At 61.1% G+C, this 22,098-nt stretch carries 16 protein-coding genes; 7 read left to right on the top strand and 9 right to left on the bottom strand.

The annotated features are described in order from the left end of the window. Nucleotides 1-142 precede the first annotated feature (142 nt). Both P3C29_RS30645 and P3C29_RS30640 read left to right on the top strand, forming a co-directional pair. Nucleotides 143-2,161, top strand: coding sequence for a hypothetical protein (locus tag P3C29_RS30645; RefSeq protein ID WP_275966249.1), 2,019 nt, complete (start codon nucleotides 143-145; stop codon nucleotides 2,159-2,161). A 233-nt stretch (nucleotides 2,162-2,394) separates the two neighbouring features. After that, nucleotides 2,395-4,659: an autotransporter outer membrane beta-barrel domain-containing protein gene (locus tag P3C29_RS30640; RefSeq protein ID WP_275966248.1), complete on the top strand. Its 2,265-nt coding sequence runs from the start codon at nucleotides 2,395-2,397 to the stop codon at nucleotides 4,657-4,659. Nucleotides 4,660-4,719: 60 nt separating this feature from the next. On the opposite strand, the gene P3C29_RS30635 is transcribed toward P3C29_RS30640, so the two are convergent. From P3C29_RS30635 to P3C29_RS30610, 6 genes are all read right to left on the bottom strand, one after another. Continuing rightward, nucleotides 4,720-5,181 (bottom strand): hypothetical protein, encoded by a 462-nt coding sequence (locus P3C29_RS30635; RefSeq protein ID WP_201123617.1) that lies wholly within the window; start codon nucleotides 5,179-5,181, stop codon nucleotides 4,720-4,722. Between the two features lie 267 nt (nucleotides 5,182-5,448). After that, nucleotides 5,449-6,048: a LysE family translocator gene (locus P3C29_RS30630; protein WP_201123618.1), complete on the bottom strand. Its 600-nt coding sequence runs from the start codon at nucleotides 6,046-6,048 to the stop codon at nucleotides 5,449-5,451. Between the two features lie 55 nt (nucleotides 6,049-6,103). Further along, nucleotides 6,104-6,943: an AraC family transcriptional regulator gene (locus P3C29_RS30625; protein WP_275966247.1), complete on the bottom strand. Its 840-nt coding sequence runs from the start codon at nucleotides 6,941-6,943 to the stop codon at nucleotides 6,104-6,106. 75 nt (nucleotides 6,944-7,018) lie between these two features. Beyond that, the gene (locus tag P3C29_RS30620) at nucleotides 7,019-7,660 is read right to left on the bottom strand and encodes a DUF1345 domain-containing protein (RefSeq protein WP_275966246.1); all 642 of its coding nucleotides are present in this window, start codon (nucleotides 7,658-7,660) and stop codon (nucleotides 7,019-7,021) included. Nucleotides 7,661-7,713: 53 nt separating this feature from the next. Then, on the bottom strand, nucleotides 7,714-10,812 hold the full coding sequence (locus P3C29_RS30615; RefSeq protein ID WP_275966245.1) for an efflux RND transporter permease subunit: 3,099 nt from the start codon (nucleotides 10,810-10,812) through the stop codon (nucleotides 7,714-7,716). 17 nt (nucleotides 10,813-10,829) lie between these two features. Beyond that, the gene (locus P3C29_RS30610; RefSeq protein WP_275966244.1) at nucleotides 10,830-11,987 is read right to left on the bottom strand and encodes an efflux RND transporter periplasmic adaptor subunit; all 1,158 of its coding nucleotides are present in this window, start codon (nucleotides 11,985-11,987) and stop codon (nucleotides 10,830-10,832) included. Nucleotides 11,988-12,292: 305 nt separating this feature from the next. Between P3C29_RS30610 and P3C29_RS30605 the strand changes: the two genes are divergently transcribed. The 4 genes from P3C29_RS30605 to nudC all read left to right on the top strand — a co-directional run bounded on the left by P3C29_RS30605 (nucleotide 12,293) and on the right by nudC (nucleotide 16,169). After that, the gene (locus P3C29_RS30605) at nucleotides 12,293-12,994 is read left to right on the top strand and encodes a response regulator transcription factor (RefSeq protein ID WP_010165572.1); all 702 of its coding nucleotides are present in this window, start codon (nucleotides 12,293-12,295) and stop codon (nucleotides 12,992-12,994) included. 3 nt (nucleotides 12,995-12,997) lie between these two features. After that, nucleotides 12,998-14,293, top strand: coding sequence for an ATP-binding protein (locus tag P3C29_RS30600; RefSeq protein WP_275966243.1), 1,296 nt, complete (start codon nucleotides 12,998-13,000; stop codon nucleotides 14,291-14,293). A gap of 223 nt (nucleotides 14,294-14,516) precedes the next feature. Then, nucleotides 14,517-15,329, top strand: a complete 813-nt coding sequence (locus tag P3C29_RS30595) for a crotonase/enoyl-CoA hydratase family protein (RefSeq protein WP_201123626.1) — start codon at nucleotides 14,517-14,519, stop codon at nucleotides 15,327-15,329. A gap of 6 nt (nucleotides 15,330-15,335) precedes the next feature. Beyond that, nucleotides 15,336-16,169 carry an NAD(+) diphosphatase gene (gene nudC / locus P3C29_RS30590; RefSeq protein ID WP_008430294.1) on the top strand — a complete coding sequence of 278 codons (834 nt, stop codon included), beginning with the start codon at nucleotides 15,336-15,338 and terminating at the stop codon, nucleotides 16,167-16,169. Here the strand turns inward: nudC and P3C29_RS30585 are convergent. The 3 genes from P3C29_RS30585 to P3C29_RS30575 form a co-directional block, all read right to left on the bottom strand. Further along, nucleotides 16,137-16,916 carry a TSUP family transporter gene (locus P3C29_RS30585; protein ID WP_169388171.1) on the bottom strand — a complete coding sequence of 260 codons (780 nt, stop codon included), beginning with the start codon at nucleotides 16,914-16,916 and terminating at the stop codon, nucleotides 16,137-16,139. The two genes, nudC and P3C29_RS30585, sit on opposite strands and share 33 nt — an antisense overlap. Before the next feature lie 106 nt (nucleotides 16,917-17,022). After that, on the bottom strand, nucleotides 17,023-17,739 hold the full coding sequence (gene pcsA / locus P3C29_RS30580) for a phosphatidylcholine synthase (RefSeq protein WP_201123628.1): 717 nt from the start codon (nucleotides 17,737-17,739) through the stop codon (nucleotides 17,023-17,025). Nucleotides 17,740-17,887: 148 nt separating this feature from the next. Then, on the bottom strand, nucleotides 17,888-18,814 hold the full coding sequence (locus P3C29_RS30575; RefSeq protein WP_169388173.1) for a class I SAM-dependent methyltransferase: 927 nt from the start codon (nucleotides 18,812-18,814) through the stop codon (nucleotides 17,888-17,890). 190 nt (nucleotides 18,815-19,004) lie between these two features. Between P3C29_RS30575 and mdeB the strand changes: the two genes are divergently transcribed. Beyond that, nucleotides 19,005-21,683 (top strand): alpha-ketoglutarate dehydrogenase, encoded by a 2,679-nt coding sequence (gene mdeB, locus P3C29_RS30570; protein WP_275966242.1) that lies wholly within the window; start codon nucleotides 19,005-19,007, stop codon nucleotides 21,681-21,683. Nucleotides 21,684-22,098 lie beyond the last annotated feature (415 nt).

The following is a 22,098-nucleotide window of genomic DNA, read 5'->3' as shown; positions in this document are numbered from 1 at the left end:
CTTTTTTTGAAGCGCATTTATTGGCCGAACGTCCTTCGGCCGGAGAGGTTGTGCCCAGGTTTCAGTCCCCGAGGGTGAATTCGGCCTGGTGACTTTGTGAGTATCAACGCGGCGCCTACCTAAGTAGCAAGGAGAAACCGAAATGAGCAGCAACCCTAATGTCAGTAATACGCCAGCGCCTTTGTCTTTCGCGGCACCCACTATTCGAGAGGCGCTGGATGATGCAACAGGCCTTATTCCCGCCAGAGTTGCGCGTGTGGGAATAACACTCGACCTCACCGGGGGCGGGATCACACTGCCAACCGACTGGATGTCTGTCCAAATGCGCCTTATCACTTTTCCGGAGACACCCTTTGTCACGGTCGATGGCCCCTTCCAGGTTCTGACGCGGCCGATCACCCGGTTTATTCCGGTCTTCCCCCCCCCTCAATTTATCCATGGTTTTTATGAAATCAAAAACACCCAGGCTCGTGACTCTCTCGGGTTGCCCGGCCCGGTCTTCGACGAATCGTTCATCGCTCCCTTCAGGGTCGACACCATTGCGCCCTATGCGGTCGGGAACACCCGTGAAAAGCCGGATGCTCCTATCTTCGCGAATGTGCCACCGGACACGGTCATCGACGATGTATTTCTCGTTGCTAATGGAGGGGTGGAGTTTACCATCCCGCCCAATACCTACAGCGACCAGACTGGGCAGTTTGAAGTTGGCGACGTCGTCAATTTCTATTTAAGTCGGGAAATGTTTCCAACACCAGGGGATTTGCTGACTGGCGCAGGCTTGCCGATGACGGCGGCGGGCGCTACTTTTTTCGTGGTTGCGGCAGATATCCGCCTCCTCCTGGGGGGCTTGTGCTATGCGTTCTACACCATGACTGACCGGGCTGGTAACGAAAGTAGCCCGTCGAACATTGCTTTCCGCACTTTGGCATTGCTGGATGATCCGGTTCCCGAGGAGCCGTTTCTCCCCTTGGCGCCTGCGCCCAGAGGAGGCAGCACAGACGATTTGCTCGATATAGTGGATTACCAGCGAGGGATCGAAGCCTATATCGAAGAGTACATGGGCAATGCACCAGGGCTCGACCAGTTCGAAATGCAGTGGGAAATGGAGCCCTATAGCCCGCAGTCACGTCCATTGTCCACGTTCCCGGTGGTCTTCGACGATAATACGTACAATATGAACGACGCGATCAAGGCTGCGTATACGGCAACGCTTGGCCCGCAGACGGTGAGGGTGCATTACCGGATTGAACGCAATGGCATCTTTTACCCTTCTCCGGTTAAAACGGTGCGGCTTGACTTGTCGGTGGAAGGCCCCGTACTGGATCCCACCCTCGAGCCTGGCTCTGTGAACCCGGCACTGAATCTGGCACAAGTGTTTGGTACGGGCCCCACGCCTGTGTTGAACGAACTGCATATCGAGGACGCGGACCTGCCCGTCAGGATCGATATTCCACTCTGGACGATTGCTGCATTGCCCAATGCCAACCATCAATTCTTCTTGTTCTGGGGGACGTCCAAAGAGCGTGTCGGGCCTTTTTCCTTAAGCACGACGGTGCCCGGTGACACCGCTACGTTTGAAATTCCCTGGGAGGTGGTTGCCCGGCATGGCAATGGCTTTCAGGAGGTTAGCTATGTCGTGATCGGCCCCGGTACCACCAACGAAAACCCATCAGGGATTACGCGCGTCAACGTGATCGACGCTGTCACGGTGGTGCTGTTGCCTGCAATATTCAGGCACCTTGATGCTAACGGCCGGTGGTCGTGCGAGTCGTTGCTTGTCCGGACACCCGGTACTAGGCCTGTGCTCTATACCGAGCTTTTCATACCCGCCGACCCAAGGCTGGTAGTGGGGAATACCGTGACCGTGATGCTCACGTTGTGGAACCACTCATTCATTCCGGTTCCGCCGTATCTGCCGGGTCCTTTCGAGGTGACGATTACCACTCCCCCGCTGACGCAGAATGATGTGGACAATGGTCTTATTGTTGAGGTGGATTACCGTCCCATCGTAGTCCAGTCGGTATACGGGCCTGCCGAGGTCACTTACACCACGGTAGTAGACACAGGAGCAACAGGGCGCGGCCAACTGGCCGGGATTGATACCGTGTTCTCGAGCCCTCACCACTTCTGCGACGGAGAACCCTCTCTTCCACTTCCGTAACTCAACCCAGTGATGAAACCACAAAAGGGAAGCATGGCTTCCCTTTTGTGCGTCTGACTGCTGCGAAACCTTTTTCCTACTCCTCCTATTGCCAATCACTTTTTCTGTTCGGATTAGTCCTACATCAATGGGTATCTCTGCTGCGTAATCTCTGCGCCGCACAGGGTGAGGCTCCATTCCGAGAGAACGAGCCAAACCGTTTTCAAAGGCTCAATTACAGAGAGTGATCCCCAATGTCAGTGTTAGCCAACTTCGAGCTCAATCCCTTGAGCAAGATGATGAAAGTTCCAACCATTACCTTTCTTATGTTTGCCGCCGTTCAAACGACGGCCCAAGCCGGTCAGCTGATTGGCGAATCAAAAATCATCGATGCCAGTGAGGAGAAAAGTAACTGGCACCTGGACCAGAAGTCCGACCTGACACTTAACGGTGCGCGGGCACAACATATCCTTGTCAACGACTCGGCACTGATCGTCAACGCCGGCAGCCGGGTTGATGACATTCAGGCGATCCAGGGTTCCACGGTCAGCCTCGACGGGGCCACAGTGGAGTCGAACCACGCACTGTTTGGCGCCGTACGCCTGGACGACAGCTCTGCCGTCATCAGCAACAGCACGATCACCAGCAATGCCACGGTTGGCCTGCAAGCTTTCGAGTACCTGGGCTCGGCCCAGGGCGGGATTGCGCACGTATTCAACAGCACTATCCGCGGCGCCCTCGCTGGAGCCATGGCCATTGGCAACAGTGAGCTGAACTTCAACCGGAACACCCTGGTGGAAGGTACTGGCGCCGACAGCTTTGGCGTATTGATTGATGTCGCGACGGTCACTGCCAGCGAAAGCAGCATTGTCGGCGGCAAGAACGGGGTAGCATTCATCGACTCTTCCCATGGCGGTGCCGTGGGCAAACTGGTCCTGGATAACGCCAGCGTCGAAGGTCGCAGCGGTTCTGCCATTGTCGTTCAAGGCGAGTTCGGTTCGACCCCGGAAGCTGAAATCGATGTGCGCAACGGCTCCACCCTGACCGGCGGCAACGGCACGTTGCTGGAAGTCACCGGTGGGGGCGTGGCCAGCATGAACGTCGACAACAGCCGTTTGAATGGTAACGTCATCGTCGAAGACGGCAGCACGGCGCGCCTGAGCCTGCAGAACAATGCCGGCCTGACTGGCCAGTTGCAGAACGTCAGCAGCTTGAGCGTAGGCGACCGTTCGTTCTGGGAGTTGACCGGTGACAGTCAAGTGGGAGCCTTGAGCCTGGCCGGCGGCATCGTGAAGTTCGGTACTACCGATGCGTTCTACCAGCTCGACCTGGATAGCCTTGAGGGTAACGGTACCTTTGTCATGGGCACCGATTTTGCCCGGGGCGTGACCGACTTCCTGAACATTACGGGAGAGGCCTCCGGCAATCACAGCCTGTTGCTTGCGGCCAGCGGTGCGGAGCCGGTCAGCCCCGAAGAGATTCGTGTCGTGCACACTGGCGGCGGTGACGCCGAGTTCTCCCTGGTGGGCGACAAGGTGGATGTGGGTGCCTATTCCTACGGCCTGAAAAAAGACGGGACCGACTGGTTCCTCGACCCGAACAACCGCTCCATCAGCCCGAGCACCCGTTCAGTGCTGGCATTGTTCAACACCGCACCGACCGTGTGGTACGGCGAAGCCACCTCGTTGCGCACGCGTATGGGTGAGTTGCGCTTTGAGCCGGGCCAGGCAGGTTTGTGGGTTCGCGGCTATGGCAACAAGTACAACGTGGCCGACGGCAACGGGGTCGGCTACACCCAGAACCAGCAAGGTTTCTCCCTGGGGGCCGACATGCCGTTGGCCGACAGCCAGTGGCTGATCGGCGCCATGGTCGGTCACAGCAGCTCCGACCTGAACCTCAAGCGCGGTACCTCGGGCAACGTCAAGAGCTACTACGTAGGCGGTTATGCAACCTGGCTGGACGAGGAGAGTGGCCTGTATTTTGATGCGGTGGCCAAGCTCAACCGTTTCCACAACGAGTCCAAGGTTGGCTTGAGTGACGGCACCGGCTCCAAGGGCAAGTACGCCAACACCGGTGGCGGTCTGTCGGCAGAGTTCGGGCGTAACATCAAACTGGACGACGACTTCTTTGTTGAGCCTTACGCTCAACTGTCGACGGTGGTCATTCAGGGGGCCAATTACAGCCTGGATAATGGGCTGCAAGCGAAGGGTGAAAAAACCCGTTCGATCCTGGCCAAAGCCGGTGCTACCGTTGGGCGCAATATCCAGCTCGACAGCGGCAGTGTTGTTCAGCCGTACCTGCGCGCAGCCAGGGTGCATGAGTTTGCCAACAACAACAAAGTCGCCGTGAACAACAACGTGTTCAACAATGACTTGTCCGGTTCGCGTAACGAGTTTGGGGCCGGTGTTGCGGTGAAACTGTCGCAGAACCTGCAGTTGCATGCGGACTTTGAACACAGCAGTGGTCAGAAAATTGACCAGCCTTGGGGTGCCAACGTAGGCGTTCGTTACTCCTGGTAAGTCGTCGCAGATAAAAAAGCCCGTATCGAAAGATACGGGCTTTTTTGCGTTTGCTTGGGGTCAGCTTAAAAGGTCAAAGATGATTGCTAACGAATGCGGGTTGCCATGGGGATCTGTCTCGGTCTCTCCAATAACCTGCCCCTTGATTTTAATAATGCCCTCCACCAGACCCAGGATAACCAATTCTCCCTGGATGCAACGCACTGCGTAATGCTCCGTGGGAGACTTTACGGAATACCAGACCCTGACTTTTGTGAACTCGGAGTCTTCCAGCCGTATGATTTTATCCACTTCGATATCATCAGGGACTTGGACATAAAACTCCTTGATCGTGACCGAGTTGTCCGCGTGACGGCCGTTGATGACGTATATGCCTTGGTCGAAGTCGCGTACTACCGTCTTGGTCTGGGGGTACAGAAAAACCGAATTGACACTCACCGTGTAGAGGCCTTCGGCGGTAAGCGCCCTGGGCTGCAGCCGTTTTTGTTGGGCGGGGGTTAACTGTTGCGCTTGTGCTGACATGATCGCTTCTCCATCGTCGATGATTGTGCGAAAACCAGGGTGCAAGTCATTCTGGTCAGGCTATGAAATAGCAAGGTTGCCCGGCCTGTAAACTGTCAAAAGTAACAGTTTACAAAGCCTGTCTTCTGCGAGTGACTGACCCACCGCAATGTTGAAAGACTTGGGGTTATTAGACGCCGTTCCCGCGTGCTGTCTACTGGCATAAATGACAGTCTAAGAACTGTTTTTTAACTCCCTTTGATGCTAAGCGTCGTAGGTCCATCGCCCTTACACAATGACGCTCAACCACGTCGACCCCAGTAGCAACACCGCCATGCAGCGGTTGAACCGCTGCATGGCCCTGGCGGAACGAAACAGTCGGGTTGACCCGGCACCCAGCAAGGCCCAGGCGCCCAGGCAGGGCAGGGAAATCAAAAAGAACGCCAGGGACAGGTACAGCACGTGAGCTTGCCGCTCGTCGCCAGCACCCGCGAACACACTGATGACCGCCAGCGCCATCATCCAGGTTTTGGGGTTCACCAGTTGCAGGCTTGCGCCACCCACCAGGCCCATGGGTTTTTGTGTCGCGTCCGGGGTGATCGCCATCGCGGGGGCGCTGAATATCTGCCACGACAAATAGCTCAGCCAGGCCACGCCGGTCCATTGCAGGGCGGTTTGCACCTTCGGCAGCTGTGCGAGGGACTGGCCGAACCCCGAGCCCACCACTAATACAATCCCCGCCGCGCCGGCACAGGCGCCCAGCACGATGGGCAAGGCCGCTTTGAAACCATGGCGGGCGCTGTTGCTCAGCACCAGGATATTGGTGGGGCCGGGGGTGATGGAGGCGACGAAGGCGAACAACAGAAAAGGCAGCAGGGTAGGGAACATGGCAACGCGACTCCAATCAGCAGATCAATGAAGTCGATCTTCACAAGCCTGGCCGTTACCTGTCTGGAAGATTTGAGCAGCGCTTGCGGTAGGCAGCGGGTGTGAGGCCATAGGCCCGCACGAACCAGCGGCCCAAATGACTTTGATCGGCAAAGCCCAGGTCTGTTGCGACGTCGGCGGGTTGGGCGCCCCGGGCCAGTAAATGCCGGGCGCGGGCCAGGCGCAGTTGCACCAGGTAAGCGTGAGGCGGCAATCCGAACGCGCTTTTGAAGGCGCGGGTCAGGCGGAAGCGATCAACACCGGTCGCCAGGGCCAACTCGTCCATCCCGACATCCTGTTGCAGATGGGCATGCAGGTATTCCCGGGCCTTGTGGGCTACCAGCGGCAAGCGTGGGTCTTCGCGATAGCGTTGGCGCCACTGCAATTGCCCGGTCAAGCGTTCCAGCAACTGGTCGAGGGCGCTTTGGCGCACGATGCGTAACTCGCCCGCGTGCAGGCTTTGAAAAGCCTGGTGGGTGGCGAGCGCCAGGCGCGGGTCACTGGTCAGTGTGGTGGTAAAGCTCAGATGACTGTTGGCGGGCGCTTCCTCGAACACGGCCGACACTTCCCGCTCCAGCCAATGCGGGTCGAGGTACAGCATACGGTAGGTGAAACCCTCGGGCGTGGGGGCGTTGCCGTCATGGATTTCCCCCGGTTCCAGCAAAAACACTTGTCCCGGTGTGCTGTGATGGCGGGCCCGGCGACAGTTGAATTGCTGCACGCCTTGCTCGGTAACGCCCACCAGGAAACTGTCGTGCCAGTGCGGGTCGTAGGCGTGGCCCTCGAAATGCGCACGCAGGGTCTCGATGCCGGTGTCGGCGTCTTGAGCCAGGTCGATCCAGTTGTGGGCGGTCATAACGCACCGATAACGAATAGGTTATCGCCAGTTAGCGCCGCAGCGCCGGGTGGCGTCTAGAAGGTTTGTGCAGCCTCAACCGAACAGCCCGGCGGCAATGTTGATCGAAAACCCCAGGATCGCGGTGTTGAACAGGAAGCCGATCAACGATTGCCCCAGCACGACCTTGCGCAGGCCGCGCGTGGCAACCCCAACATCCGCCGTTTGTACCGCCACACCGATGGTGAACGAGAAGTACAGAAAGTCCCAGTAATTGGGTGTGCGCAGATCCTCGGCAAAGCGCAGCGCCGGCTCGGGGCCGTCCCAGGTGTAATACAGGCGCGCGTAATGCACGCTGAAAATTACCCCGATCAGCAACCATGAACCGATCACCGTCAGGCCGGTAAACCCGTAGTGCAACAGGCGCTCGGTACTGCTCAGGTCCTTGCTGCCCACCAGTTCAAAGGTAATGGTCGCCAGGCTGGCAATCGCCGCGATGCACACCATGAACAGCACCAGGCTGGCGTTCTCGTCCTCGATCTCGGCGATACGCTTTACGTCGTCGGCGCGGGAACGGCTGGTGAGCCACAGCATCAGCACCAGGTAGGTCCAGACCCCGGCATTCCAGCCGATAAGGATTTTGCTGATGAGTGTATCGGCCGGAGCCAGGAGGCCCACTGCCAGGCCCAATACGGCGGCGCAGGACAGGCGAGGGTGGGTGCGGGCGAGGAAGGGCATGGGAGCTCGATGGGCCAGGGTTTGCATTACCTTAGCCCACCTGAGTCCTTTGTTCAGCTGTCTTTGTGGCGCTTCTTCACCAGCTTCATCACCACCACGAAGAACACCGGCACAAACACCACCGCCAGCGTCGCGGTAATCATCCCGCCGATCACCCCGGTACCGATGGCCTGCTGGCTGGCGGAACTGGCACCCGTGGCAATCGCCAACGGCACCACGCCGAGGATAAACGCCAGGGACGTCATGATGATCGGCCGCAGGCGCAGGCGGGCGGCTTTCAACGTGGCATCGACCAAGTCTTCGCCCTGGTCATACAGGTCCTTGGCAAACTCGATGATCAGGATCGCGTTCTTCGCCGACAGGCCAATAATCGTAATCAGGCCGACCTTGAAGAACACGTCGTTGGGCATCCCGCGCAAACTCACGGCCAATACCGCACCGAGTACGCCAAGCGGCACCACCAGCAACACCGAGGTTGGAATCGACCAGCTCTCGTACAGCGCCGCCAGGCACAGGAACACGATCAACAGCGACAAGCCGAGCAACAGCGGCGCCTGGGAACCGGACAAACGCTCCTGCAACGACAGGCCTGTCCACTCCTGGCCCAGTCCGGCGGGCAGTTGGCTGACCAGCCGCTGGATCTCCTCCATCGCCTCGCCGGTGCTGTGGCCGGGCGCCGACTCACCGGAAATCGCGATGGCCGGGTAACCGTTGTAGCGGGTCAACTGGGCCGGGCCCTGGATCCAGCGCGCTTCAACGAAGGCCGACAGCGGCACCATCTTCCCGGCGTTGTTGCGCACATGGATCTTCATCAGGTCGGCCACCTGGCTGCGTTGATCGCCTTCGGCCTGCATCACCACCCGCTGCATGCGGCCCTGGTTGGGGAAGTCATTGATATAGGCCGACCCGATGGCCGAGGACAGCACATTGCCGATGTCGGCAAAGGAAATCCCCAGGGCGTTGGCTTGCTTGCGATCCACTTCCAGTTGCACCTGAGGCGCCTCGGCCAGGGCGCTTTCACGCACGTTGGCCAGGATCGGGCTTTTCTCGGCGGCGGCCAGCAGTTCGGTACGGGCTTCCATCAGCGCGGCATGGCCGACGCCGCCACGGTCTTGCAGGCGGAACTCGAAACCGCTGGAGGTGCCCAGGCCATCCACCGGCGGCGGCAGGATCGCATAGGCAATTGCGTCCTTCAGCTCGCTGAAGGCCGCGTTGGCCCGGTCTGCAATCGCGGCGGCGGAATCCTGGCTGCTGCGTTCCGACCAATCCTTGAGCGTGGTAAACGCCAGTGCGGCGTTCTGCCCGGAGCCGGAAAAGCTGAAGCCCATGATCATCGTGGTATCGCCCACACCGGGTTCGCCGGCGTTGTGCGCTTCGATCTGCTCGGCCACCTTGACCGTGCGGTTTTTGCTTGCCCCCGGTGGCAACTGAATATCGGTGATGGTGTAACCCTGGTCTTCCACCGGCAGGAACGAGGAGGGCAGGCGGCTGAACAACACCCCCAGGCCGACCACCAGCACCAGGTAGATCAGCAGGTAGCGGCCGCTGCGCTTGAGGGCATACGCCACCCAGCCTTCATAGCGGTCGGTGAACTGCTCGAAGCGCCGGTTGAACCAGCCGAAGAACCCGCCTTTCTCATGGTGCTCGCCCTTGGCAATCGGCTTGAGCAAGGTGGCGCACAGCGCCGGAGTCAAGGTCAGGGCGAGGAATGCCGAGAACAGGATCGAGGTGGCCATCGACAGCGAGAACTGCTGGTAGATCACACCCACCGAACCCGGCATGAACGCCATCGGCAGGAACACCGCCACCAGCACCAGCGTGATGCCGACAATCGCCCCGGTGATCTGGCCCATGGCTTTGCGCGTGGCTTCCTTGGGCGACAGGCCCTCGGTGACCATGATCCGCTCGACGTTCTCCACCACCACAATCGCATCGTCCACCAGGATGCCGATGGCCAACACCATGCCGAACATGGTCAGCACGTTGATCGAGAAGCCCAGCAACAGCATGGTGGCGAAGGTGCCCATCAACGCGATCGGCACCACCAGCGTCGGGATCAGCGTGTAGCGGATGTTTTGCAGGAACAGGAACATCACCGCAAACACCAGCAGCATCGCCTCGCCCAGGGTGTACACCACCTTGGTGATCGAGACCTTCACGAACGGCGAAGTGTCGTATGGGATCTTGTATTCGACGTTGGCCGGGAAGTAGCGCGCCAGTTCGTCCATCTTCGCCCGCACCAGGGTCGCGGTGCTCAAGGCGTTGGCGCCGGGTGACAGCTGCACGCTGACGGCGGTGGAGGGCTTGCCGTTCAGGCGGGTGGAGAACTGGTATTCCTGGCTGCCGATTTCCACCCGCGCCACGTCTCCGACGCGCACGGTAGAACCGTCCGGATTGGCCTTGAGTACGATGTCGGCAAATTCGGCCGGCGTCGAGAGCTGGCCTTTCACCAGAATCGACGCGGTGATTTCCTGGGTCTTGGTGCCCGGCAAATCACCGATGCTGCCTGCCGACACCTGGGCGTTCTGCGCGGAGATGGCGGCATTGACGTCGGCCGGGGTCAGGTTGAAACCGATCAGCTTCTGCGGGTCGATCCAGATCCGCATCGCACGCTCGGCGCCGTACAGCTGGGCCTTGCCCACACCGTCCAGGCGCTTGAGTTCGTTCATCACGTTGCGCGCCAGGTAATCGCTGAGCGCCACGTCATCCAGCTTGCCGTCGCTGGAGGTCAGGGTTACCAGCAGCAGGAAACCGGCGGAGACTTTCTCCACCTGCAGGCCTTGCTGGGTCACCGCCTGAGGCAGGCGCGGCTCCACCGCCTTGAGACGGTTTTGCACGTCCACCTGGGCCATCTCCGGGTCGGTGCCCGGCTGGAAGGTTGCAGTAATGGTGGCCGAACCGAGGCTGCTCTGGGACTCGAAATACAGCAAGTGATCGGCGCCGTTAAGCTCCTGCTCGATCAGGCTGACCACACTTTCGTCCAGGGTCTGCGCCGAGGCGCCCGGGTACACCGCGTAGATCTCGACTTTCGGCGGCGCGACGTTGGGGTATTGCGCCACGGGCAACTGCGGGATGGCGAGGGCGCCAGCCAGCAGGATAAACAGGGCGACCACCCAGGCGAATATCGGGCGGTCAATAAAGAACTGCGGCATTGTGAACTATCCCTTTGTTACTGGCCGGATGCCTGGGCGAGAGGCGCGGTGCTGTCGTCAACCTGGACTTTCTCGCCCGGGCGGGCGTGTTGCAGGCCTTCGACGACGATACGGTCACCGGCCTTGAGGCCGCGGGTCACGACCCAGCGGTCATTCACCACCGAACCCAATTCCACCGGTTGCTGGCTCACGGTTTGCTCGGCGTCCAGCAGCAACACCATGGGAATCCCGGCGCTGTCGCGGGTGATCGCCCGTTGCGGCACGCTGATGCCTTGCTGGTCGACGGCTTGCTCCAGGCGTACACGAATAAAGCTGCCGGGCAGCAGGTCGAGGTCCGGGTTGGGGAACTCGCTGCGCAAGATGATCTGCCCGGTGCCCGGGTCGACGCTGATCTCGGCGAACAGCAACTTGCCCGGCAACGGGTACAGGCTGCCGTCATCCTGAATCAGCGTGGCCTTGGCCTGGTCCTGGCCGACCTGCTTCAAGTGCCCGGCGCGGAAGGCCCGGCGCAGGTCATTCAGCTCGCGGGTGGATTGGGTCAGGTCGGCGTGGATCGGGTCCAGTTGCTGGATCAGCGCCATCGGCGTGGCTTCGTTCTGCCCCACCAGTGCGCCTTCGGTCACCAGCGCGCGGCCGATGCGCCCGGAAATCGGCGCGGTGACGGTGGCATAACCCAGGTTCAATTTGGCGCGCTGCACCGCGGCCTGGTTGGCGGCCACGTCGGCGGCGGTTTGCCGGGCGGCGGCGCGGGCATTGTCGTATTCCTGGCCGCTGATGGCGTTGCCTTCCACCAATTGGCTGTAGCGCTGCTCCTGCAGGCGCGCCTGGAACGCATTGGCCTCGGCTTTGCGCAGGCTGGCCTGGGCGCTGTCGAGGTCGGCCTTGAATGGCGCCGGGTCAATCCGGAACAGCACATCGCCCTGTTTCACGTCGTGACCTTCCTTGAACACCCGCTGTAACACCACGCCGGCCACCCGGGCGCGTACTTCGGCGATGCGCGGCGCGGCAATCCGCCCGCTCAGCTCGCTGGTGATGGACAGGGGCTTGGCTTCCAGGGTTTCGATCCGCACCTTGGCCAAGGGTGCCTCGGCGGCTTCGTCCGCGGACTTGCCACACGCGCTCAGCGCCAGTGTCAGGGCCAACAGGCAAAACGGCGCAAACAGATTCTTCGACATGCTCATATCCCAATATTGACTGGCGCATCCTACGGGCGCCCCCGCCAGAGTGCTGTGAAGCTCTGTAGGTGGTGTGTGAAGAAATGTAAGGTGCGGCCCACAGATGCGCGGGGGCGTATATCCTTCATAACCGCCGAACCTTACACGATCTTCCAGACACCGAAGATCAAATGTGGGAGCGGGCTTGCTCGCGAATGCGCTGTTTCAGTTGATACATCTGGTGGCTGACACACCGCATTCGCGAGCAAGCCCGCTCCCACATTGGATTTGTGTACGACTTAGAAATTGTATTATTTGGAAATACCATGCCCAACATTCTCCTGGTGGAAGACGACGCAGCGCTCTCCGAATTGATCGCCAGTTATCTGGAACGCAACGGCTATCACGTCAGTGTGCTCAGCCGAGGCGACCACGTGCGTGAGCGCGCGCGACTCAACCCGCCGGACCTGGTCATCCTCGACCTGATGCTGCCGGGCCTCGACGGCCTGCAAGTCTGCCGGTTGCTGCGGGCCGATTCGGCCACGCTGCCGATCCTGATGCTCACCGCTCGCGACGACAGCCACGACCAGGTGCTGGGGCTGGAAATGGGCGCCGACGATTACGTCACCAAACCCTGTGAGCCCCGGGTATTGCTGGCCCGCGTGCGCACCTTGCTACGGCGCAGCAGCCTCACCGAACCCCAGGTGGCCAACGACCAGATCCTGATGGGCAACCTGTGCATCGACCTGTCGGAGCGCACCGTGACCTGGCGCGACCAGGCGGTGGAGCTGTCCAGCGGTGAATACAACCTGCTGGTGGTGCTGGCCCGGCATGCCGGCGAAGTGCTCAGCCGCGACCAGATCCTGCAACGCCTGCGGGGCATCGAATTCAACGGTACCGACCGCTCGGTGGACGTGGCGATTTCCAAGCTGCGGCGCAAGTTCGACGACCACGCCGGTGAAGCGCGCAAGATCAAGACCGTGTGGGGCAAGGGCTACCTGTTCAGCCGTTCCGAGTGGGAATGCTGAGCCATGTTTCGCGTCCTGATTCGCCTGTACCTGATCACCATCGTCACCTTCGCCGCCGCGATCTACCTGGTGCCGCGGGCGGTGATCCAGCTGTTTGAACACCGTTACATGAGCTACAACATCGAGCAGTCCCGAGGCATGCAGAGCCTGATCGTCAAGGAGTACCAACGGGTGCCGATGGAGCAGTGGGCCAACGTCACCGTGCGCCTGGCGGCGGATTTCGCGCCGCTCAAGGTGCAACTGCTGCGCATCCAGGACGCCAGCTACACCCCGGAAGAACAGCGCCTGCTGGAAAAAGACCAGATGGTGATTCGCCTGGGCGAGTGGGGCTGGGCGGACGACGTCAGCTCGCCCCTGGACGACCAGTTGGTGGTCAAGGTCTCGGTACCGCCGGACCCGCTGGACATGAACCTGCTGTACTGGAGCATGAACGTGCTGATCGGCGCGGCGCTGCTGGCGTGCCTGCTGTTCTGGCTGCGGCCCCACTGGCGCGACCTGGAACGCCTGAAAAGCACGGCGGCGCAACTCGGCCAGGGCAACCTTGCGGCCCGCACGAAGATTCCCTCCAGCTCCAACATCGGCAGCCTGGCAGCGGTGTTCGACACCATGGCCAATGACATCGAACAGTTGCTCAACCAGCAACGGGACTTGCTCAACGCGGTCTCCCATGAACTGCGCACGCCACTCACGCGCCTGGATTTCGGCCTGGCCCTGGCGCTCTCCGACGACCTGCCGGCCGCCAGCCGCGAACGCCTGCAAGGCCTGGTGGCACACATTCGTGAACTGGATGAACTGGTGCTGGAGCTGCTGTCCTACAGCCGCTTGCAAAACCCGGCGCAGACGCCGGAGCGGGTGGAAGTGGTGCTGGATGAGTTTATCGACAGCATCCTCGGCAGCGTCGACGATGAACTGGAAAACCCCGATATCGTCATGGATGTGGTGCTCGACTGCGCCGTGGAGCGTTTCACCCTGGACCCGCGCCTGACCGCCCGGGCTTTGCAAAACCTGCTGCGCAACGCCATGCGGTATTGCGAGCGACGAATTCAGGTGGGGGTGAAGGTGTGCCCCAAGGGCTGCGAGATTTGGGTGGACGATGACGGCATCGGCATTCCGGTTGACCAGCGGGAGCGGATTTTCGAGCCGTTCTACCGGCTGGATCGCAGCCGTGACCGGGCCACCGGCGGTTTTGGCCTGGGACTGGCCATCAGCCGCCGGGCGCTGGAAGCACAGGGCGGAACATTGACGGCCCAGGGCTCGCCATTGGGCGGCGCACGGTTCCGGCTGTGGCTGCCGAGCTGAAGAACACCACAAAACCATTGTGGGAGCTGGCTTGCCTGCGATAGCGGTGGGTCAGCCTGCATCTTTGTTGACTGATACACCGCCATCGCAGGCAAGCCAGCTCCCACATTTGATCTTCACTGTTCTTCAGTCCCGTTTTTGGCCGATGCACAGCCTTACCCGCCGTCACACACCCTTGTTATAGTTCGGCCCTTATCCCAGCTGCCAGTCAAGGATCACTGCCATGTCCGAATACCAAGCCTTTGTCGTCGAACTCAGCGGCAACGTCGCCCATGTGCAGCTCAACCGCCCGGAAAAGATCAACGCCATGAACGCGGCGTTCTGGACCGAGATCATCGACATCTTCCAGTGGGTCGAAGACACCGACGCCGTGCGTGCGGTGGTCATCAGCGGTGCCGGCAAGCATTTTTCTTCCGGCATCGACCTGATGATGCTGGCTTCGGTGGCCAATGAATTCGGCAAGGACGTAGGCCGCAACGCGCGCCTGCTGCGGCGCAAGATCCTCGAACTGCAAGCCTCGTTCAACGCCGTCGACAACTGCCGCAAGCCGGTACTCGCGGCGATCCACGGTTACTGCATCGGCGGTGCCATCGACCTGATCAGCGCCTGTGACATGCGTTATGCCGCCGAAGATGCGCAATTCTCCATCAAGGAAATCGACATCGGCATGGCCGCCGACGTCGGCACCCTGCAACGCCTGCCGCGCATCGTCGGCGACGGCATGCTCCGTGAGCTGGCCTACACCGGCCGCCAGTTCGGCGCAGAAGAGGCGCGCAGCATCGGCCTGGTGAATCGGGTGTACAGCGATCACGAGAGCCTGCTGGCCGGCGTGATGGAGATCGCTCGGGAAATCGCCGCCAAATCCCCGATCGCGGTCACCGGTACCAAGGCGATGATCAGCTACATGCGTGACCACAGCATCAATGATGGTCTGGAATACGTTGCCACCTGGAACTCAGCTATGTTGCAATCCAACGACCTGCGCGTGGCCATCGCGGCCCATATGAGCAAGCAGAAACCCGAATTCGTGGATTGACTGAACATGACCCCAGGCTGGATTACCACAACGCTGCTGGACAACGACGCCCCGGGCGGCTGGGCCGTGGCCCGCAGCCGCGAAGGCTTTTTGCACGACCAGAACGGCCCGCTGTTCCCCCGGGAATGGCTCAAGCGCCAGGACCTGTCGGTGTTTGCCGAGCATGGCATCGGCCATCTGGACGGCGAACCGGTGTACCTGCTGGAACTCAACAGCCCCGCCGATGTGCCGGGCTGTGGCTGGCAGGGCCTGCGGGCGTTCATGCTGCAAGGCGACCACACCCTGTACAAAGTGCTGGGCTATGCCGCGCAAATCGGCACCTGGGCCCGGGAACACAGGTTTTGCGGCAGTTGCGGCCAGGCGATGGTGCAGGTACCACGGGAGCGGGCGATGTTCTGCCAGGCCTGTGACCTGCGCAGCTACCCGCGTATCTCGCCGAGCATGATCGTGCTGGTGACCCGTGGCGACGAGATCCTGCTGGCCCGTTCGCCGCGCTTTGTCACGGGGGTCTACAGTACCCTGGCAGGGTTTGCCGAGCCGGGTGAGTCGGCCGAAGACTGCCTGATTCGCGAGGTGCGTGAAGAAGTGCAGGTGGAGGTCAAGAACATCCAGTACATGGGCAGCCAGTGCTGGCCGTTCCCGCACTCGATGATGCTGGGCTTTCACGCCGAGTATGCCGGTGGCGATATTGTGCCCCAGGCCGACGAGATCGAAGACGCGCAGTGGTTCAACATCCATGAGCTGCCGCCGTTGCCGGCGTCCCGCTCGATTGCACGCTACCTGATCGACCTCTACCTGGCCCGTCGTTTAGGCCACGCTGAACCAGTGCTGCCAGGCTAGGCGCACCGTCAGGCCGAGCACCACGGTGATGAACACCGGGCGAATGAACTTGGCGCCGCCGCTGATTGCGCTGCGTGCGCCAAAGAATGCACCGCACATCACCGAAACGCCCATGCACAGGCCGACAATCCAGTCCACTGAACCATTGAAGATGAACACCGTCAGCGCCGCCGCGTTGCTGACGAAGTTCATGCTGCGCGCCACACCGCTGGCTTTTACCAGGTCGATGGGGTGCAGCAGCATGGTACTCACGGTCCAGAACGCCCCGGTGCCCGGGCCGGCCACGCCGTCGTAGAAACCCAGGCCAAAGCCCTGGGTGGACTGCCATTTCTTCTTGATCGGCGCGTCGTTATCCAGCGCCGCCTTGGGCGTGCCGCCGAACAGCAAATACAAACCGCAGCCGAACACAATCACCGGGAGCATCTTGTTCAGGGTTTCGGCGGGCAGGTAATGGGCGACGACTGCGCCGGTGAGTGCGCCGATCAGCGTGCCGACGATGGCATGCACCCACTGGCGTGGATGAAACAGCTTGCGGCGATAGAAGGTAAAGCTGGCGGTGGCCGAGCCGAAGGTGGAACTGAGTTTGTTGGTGCCCAGCACCAGGTGCGGCGGCATGCCGGCGGTCAGCAGGGCAGGCGTGGTCAGCAGGCCGCCACCGCCGGCGATGGCGTCGATGAAACCGGCGATGAAGGCAACAACGGCGAGGATCGCCAGGGTGGTGAGGTCAACGCTGAGTTCGAAGGGCATGGGCAAGACTTAGTCGGCAAGGCGCAGAAAGGGCTGCGCGAAAGGCCGGTATCTTACCCATAACCCTGGGTCGAGGCGATCCAAATGTAGGAGCGGGTTTGCTTGATTATTTGTGTGTCCCGACCCACTCCAGGACCGTACGCCAGATGCATATTCCCAGAAAGTACGCCGACATCAGCGACCACAACCCAAATGTCCACGGGTTGGTATTCGGGTAATCCACCACCATCAAAAAGCTGCACAGCAACCAGATGGTGGTTACGGCGATATTGATCGGCATGAAACGCTTCACCCGGAACGGGTGCAGGAACTTCATCGGCGTCACGGTCAGCAACGCCAGGCCGATCACAGTGAGCAAGGTGACCCAGGCTTCCGGCTGGATAATATAGACGCACAGCGCCACCACGTTCCACGCGGCGGGGAAGCCGACGAAGTAGTTGTCCTTGCTCTTCATGTTCACGTTGCAGAAACAGAACAGCGAGGACACCAGAATCACCGACACCGTAAACAGGTGGGTAAAGTCCGGCAGATCGATATAGCGATAGATGAACAGTGCCGGAATGAACACGTAGGTGAGGTAATCGATCACCAGGTCCAGCACCGAACCGTCAAAGCTTGGCAATACCGTGCTGACATTCACCCGTCGCGCCAGTGAGCCGTCGACACCATCCACCACCAGCGCCAGGCCCAGCCACAGCAGGCAGGCCTTGGGTGAGTTTTCCAGCAGTGCCAGAGTGGCCAGGAAGGCCAGCACCACGCCGGTGGCGGTAAAACCATGGGCGCCCCAGGCCTTGAGACGGGCTACATGCAGGGTCGATATCACAGGGGCGTTCTCCAAATGGTGAAACAGGGCAGCCGACGGGGTAACACCGTCGAATCTGGCCAGAGTGTGCAAGTATCGACCGGGAAGGGTGGGATAAGGTTCACCACCCGGCGTAGGTTAAGCGTAGCAAGCGTAAGACGTTTCGGCATCAGCCTTGACGGAACACCAGAGCCTTTAATCCGCTTTGAGGATCAATATCGGGAAATTCCGGCGGGTTTTCCAGCCGCCGGTCAAAGCGCAGGCCAGGCGCTTCGCGGGTTACGCCGTCGATCAGGAAGTCTTCGCCGAAGGCCGGGTCATTCATGCACGCCAGCACCGTGCCCTGTGCCGTGAGCAGATCCGGCAGGCGGCGCAGCACTCGCTGGTAGTCCTTGGTCAGCAGGAAGCTGCCTTTCTGGAAGGAAGGCGGGTCGATGATCACCAGGTCATACGGGCCGCTATGGGTGACTTTGGCCCAGGACTTGAACAGGTCGTGGCCGAGGAAGGTCACCTGGCTCAGGTCATGGCCATTCAGGCGGTGATTGTCGCGGCCACGGCTCAAGGCACCCCGGGCCATGTCCAGGTTCACCACGTGCTCGGCGCCGCCTTCGATGGCGGCGACGGAGAACCCGCAGGTGTAGGCAAACAGGTTCAGTACGCGCTGGCCTTGAGCCTGTTCGCGTACCCAGTTGCGGCCGTAGCGCATATCGAGGAACAGCCCGCTGTTCTGCTTTTTGCCCAGGTCGATCAGGTAGCGCAGGCCGCCTTCGGTGATGGTCAGTTCGTCGACCGCCTCGCCCAACAGCCATTCGGTGGTGCTTTGCGGCAGGTAGCGGTGTTGCAGCGCCACGGTATGGGCGCCATATGACGACCAATCGAACTGCACCAGCATCTGTTTTAACGCCTCAAGTCCCGAAGCTTCGGGTTCCTTGAACAGCGAGACCAGCACCACACCTTGCAGCCAGTCCACCGTCAGCTGTTCCAGGCCAGGCCAGCAGCGGCCACGCCCGTGAAACAGGCGCCGGGTCTCCGTGGGAACGGTGTGCAGGGCGGTCAGCAAATGGGCGTGCAGGGTAGCGAGTGCGTCTGGGGTCATCGGGCAACGTCGGTCATTGAGCGGGCGGCATTTTAAACACAATTGCGGGCTCTCCGGGAGTTGAAGCACAACGTGCTCTGAATCTGTCGATTGGCAGTGATTTGTGCTCAAAACAGCGCGTGCGGCCGCTTACAACAGTCAAAAAATCCCCTGACACCGACATAAACTGGAAAAAAGCCCGGAGGTGCCCATGAACGGTTTCGCGAGTGCAGTGAGTCAGACAGCGATGGATCAGGAAGAACTGGCCGAATGGCGCGATGCCCTGGCCTCCCTGGTGGCCAACGCCGGCGCGGCGCGGGCCCGGGAGATCCTCGACATGCTGGCGGACGCCGGCGGCGCGCCGCACATCGCCTGGAAGCCCCGGCATGGCACGCCTTACATCAATAGCATCGCCGTGGACCAGCAACCGCCGTTTCCCGGCGACCTGGCCACCGAAGAACGCCTGGCTTCAGTGGTGCGCTGGAACGCCCTGGCCATGGTGGTGCGCGCCAACCAGGCCTACGGCGAACTGGGAGGGCATATCGCCAGCTACGCCAGCGCAGCGGATTTGTTTGAAGTGGGCTTCAACCACTTTTTCCGCGCCCGCAGCGACAGTTTTGGCGGCGACCTGGTGTTCTACCAGCCACACTCCGCCCCCGGCATCTATGCCCGAGCCTTCCTTGAGGGCCGTCTGAGCGAGGCCGACCTGGCCCACTATCGCCAGGAAATCGGCGCCGGCAAGGCGGGCGCCCGGGGCCTCTCCAGCTATCCGCACCCGTGGTTGATGCCGGATTTCTGGCAATTTCCCACCGGCTCCATGGGCATTGGCCCCATCAGCTCGATTTTCCAGGCGCGGTTCATGCGCTACTTGCAGCACCGTGGCTTGCAGGACACCACGGACCGCCACGTCTGGGGCGTGTTCGGCGACGGCGAGATGGACGAGCCGGAAAGCATGTCGGCCCTGACCCTGGCCGCCCGCGAAGGCCTGGACAACCTGACCTGGCTGGTCAACTGCAACCTGCAACGCCTCGACGGCCCGGTGCGCGGCAACGGGCGCATCATCGACGAGCTGGAAGCCTTGTTCGCCGGCGTCGGCTGGAACGTGATCAAGCTGGTGTGGGGTTCGGACTGGGACGCCTTGCTGGCCAAGGATACCGACGGCGAACTGGCCCGCACCCTGTCGCAGACGGTGGACGGCCAATTCCAGACCTTCGCCGCCAAGGACGGTGCCTATAACCGTGAACATTTCTTCGGCCAAAGCGAGGCGCTGTCCAAGTTGGTCGAAGGCATGAGCGATGGGCAGATCGACCGCCTCAAGCGCGGCGGCCATGACATGGTCAAGATCCATGCGGCCTATCACGCTGCACGCCGGGTCAGCGGCAAGCCGACGGTGATCCTGGCCCAGACCAAAAAGGGTTTTGGCATGGGCGAGGCCGGGCAGGGCAAGATGACCACTCACCAGCAGAAGAAGCTCGACCGCGAGGCTTTGATCGCCTTCCGCAATCGCTTCCAGTTGCCGCTGACGGATGAGCAGACCGAGTCCCTGAGTTTCTACAAACCGGCGCCAGACAGCCTCGAAATGTGTTACCTGCACCAGCGCCGCGCCGACCTCGGCGGGTATGTCCCGAGCCGTGGCCAGCAGGCGCCCGCCGTCAGCGTACCGCCGGTGTCGGGCTACGGTGCGTTTGCCACCCAGGCGGACGGCAAGGAAATGTCCACCACCATGGCCTTTGTGCGCATGCTCACCAATCTGCTCAAGGACAAGGCCCTCGGCCCACGCATCGTGCCCATCGTCGCCGACGAGGCGCGCACGTTTGGCATGGCCAACCTGTTCAAGCAGATCGGTATCTATTCCAGCGTGGGCCAGCGCTACGAGCCGGAAGACATTGGTTCGATCCTCAGCTACCGCGAGGCCACCGACGGGCAGATCCTGGAAGAAGGCATCAGCGAAGCCAGCGCCATCAGCTCCTGGGTGGCGGCGGCCACCAGTTATTCGGTGCATGGCCTGCGGATGCTGCCGTTCTACATCTACTACTCGATGTTCGGTTTCCAGCGCGTCGGCGACCTGATCTGGGCCGCTGCCGACCAGCGCGCCCGTGGCTTCCTGCTGGGCGCCACGGCCGGGCGCACCACCCTCGGTGGCGAAGGCTTGCAGCACCAGGACGGCAGCAGCCACCTGATGGCCGCCACCGTACCCAACTGCCGCGCCTACGACCCGGCGTTCGCCGGCGAGTTTGCGGTCATCCTCGACCATGGCATGCGCCAGATGCTGGAGCACGACGTCGACGAGTTCTACTACGTGACCCTGATGAACGAAAACTACCCGCAGCCGAGCCTGCCGGAAGGCGTCGACGCGGCGATCATCAAAGGCCTGTACCGGTTGAGCGGGCAGGTGGGTGGCAAGGTTCGCTTGCTCGGTGCCGGCACGCTGGTGCGTGAAGCCCAGGCGGCGGCGCAGTTGCTGGCAGACGATTGGAAGGTTGAAGCTGAGGTGTTTAGTGTCACCAGCTTCAGCGAACTGGCCCGGGACGCACGCGAGGTGGAACGCTGGAATCGCCTGCATCCGCAGCAGCCGGCGCGGCGCAGCCACCTGGCGGAGTGCTTGCCCAAGGGCGCGCCGGTGGTGGCGGTCTCTGACTATGTGCGGGCGGTGCCGCAGATGATTGGGTCATACGTGGATTCGGCTTATACCGTGCTGGGCACGGATGGTTTTGGCCGTAGTGACACCCGGGCGGCGTTGCGGGATTTCTTTGAGGTGGATCGCTATCACCTCGTGCTGGCGGCGCTGACGGCGTTGGTGGAGCAGGGGAGTCTGGACCGGCAGGTTTGCCAAGAGGCGATAGAGCGTTATGGGGTGCAGACCGATCGCGAGCCGTCCTGGACCTTCTGAGCGACAAAGATCTAAATGTGGGAGCGGGCTTGCTGTGGTGAGGGGGCTTGTCCCCCGTCGGGTTCACCACAGATTGATGGGGCTGCTTCGCAGCCCAACGCGGGGCAAGCCCGCTCGCCACAGCAAGCCCGCTTGTATGCTAGGACTTGAAGGGAGGAGGAGGGACAAAGCCCGATTCTGACTGTTGGCGCAGTACAGACCGTGGGAGATTTCGCCCCTCCTCCTTTCACCCAAGCGCCGATAAAGAATGCATCTGGCTATGACCGACGATAGGAACAAGCCTGCGCCTCTGGGTGAGCCCTTCAAGTGCTCAAAACCATAGCCCGGAGGAAGTCCCATGGCAATGCCAGTTCCTGTCTCAAAGCCGATCATTGGCGTCGATGTTGCTAAAAATGAGCTGGTGATTTACCACGCC

Origin of the sequence: Pseudomonas sp. 1912-s, from assembly GCF_029269205.1 — a bacterium.
Lineage (GTDB): Bacteria > Pseudomonadota > Gammaproteobacteria > Pseudomonadales > Pseudomonadaceae > Aquipseudomonas.
This window is presented reverse-complemented; position numbering and strand designations above follow the sequence as displayed.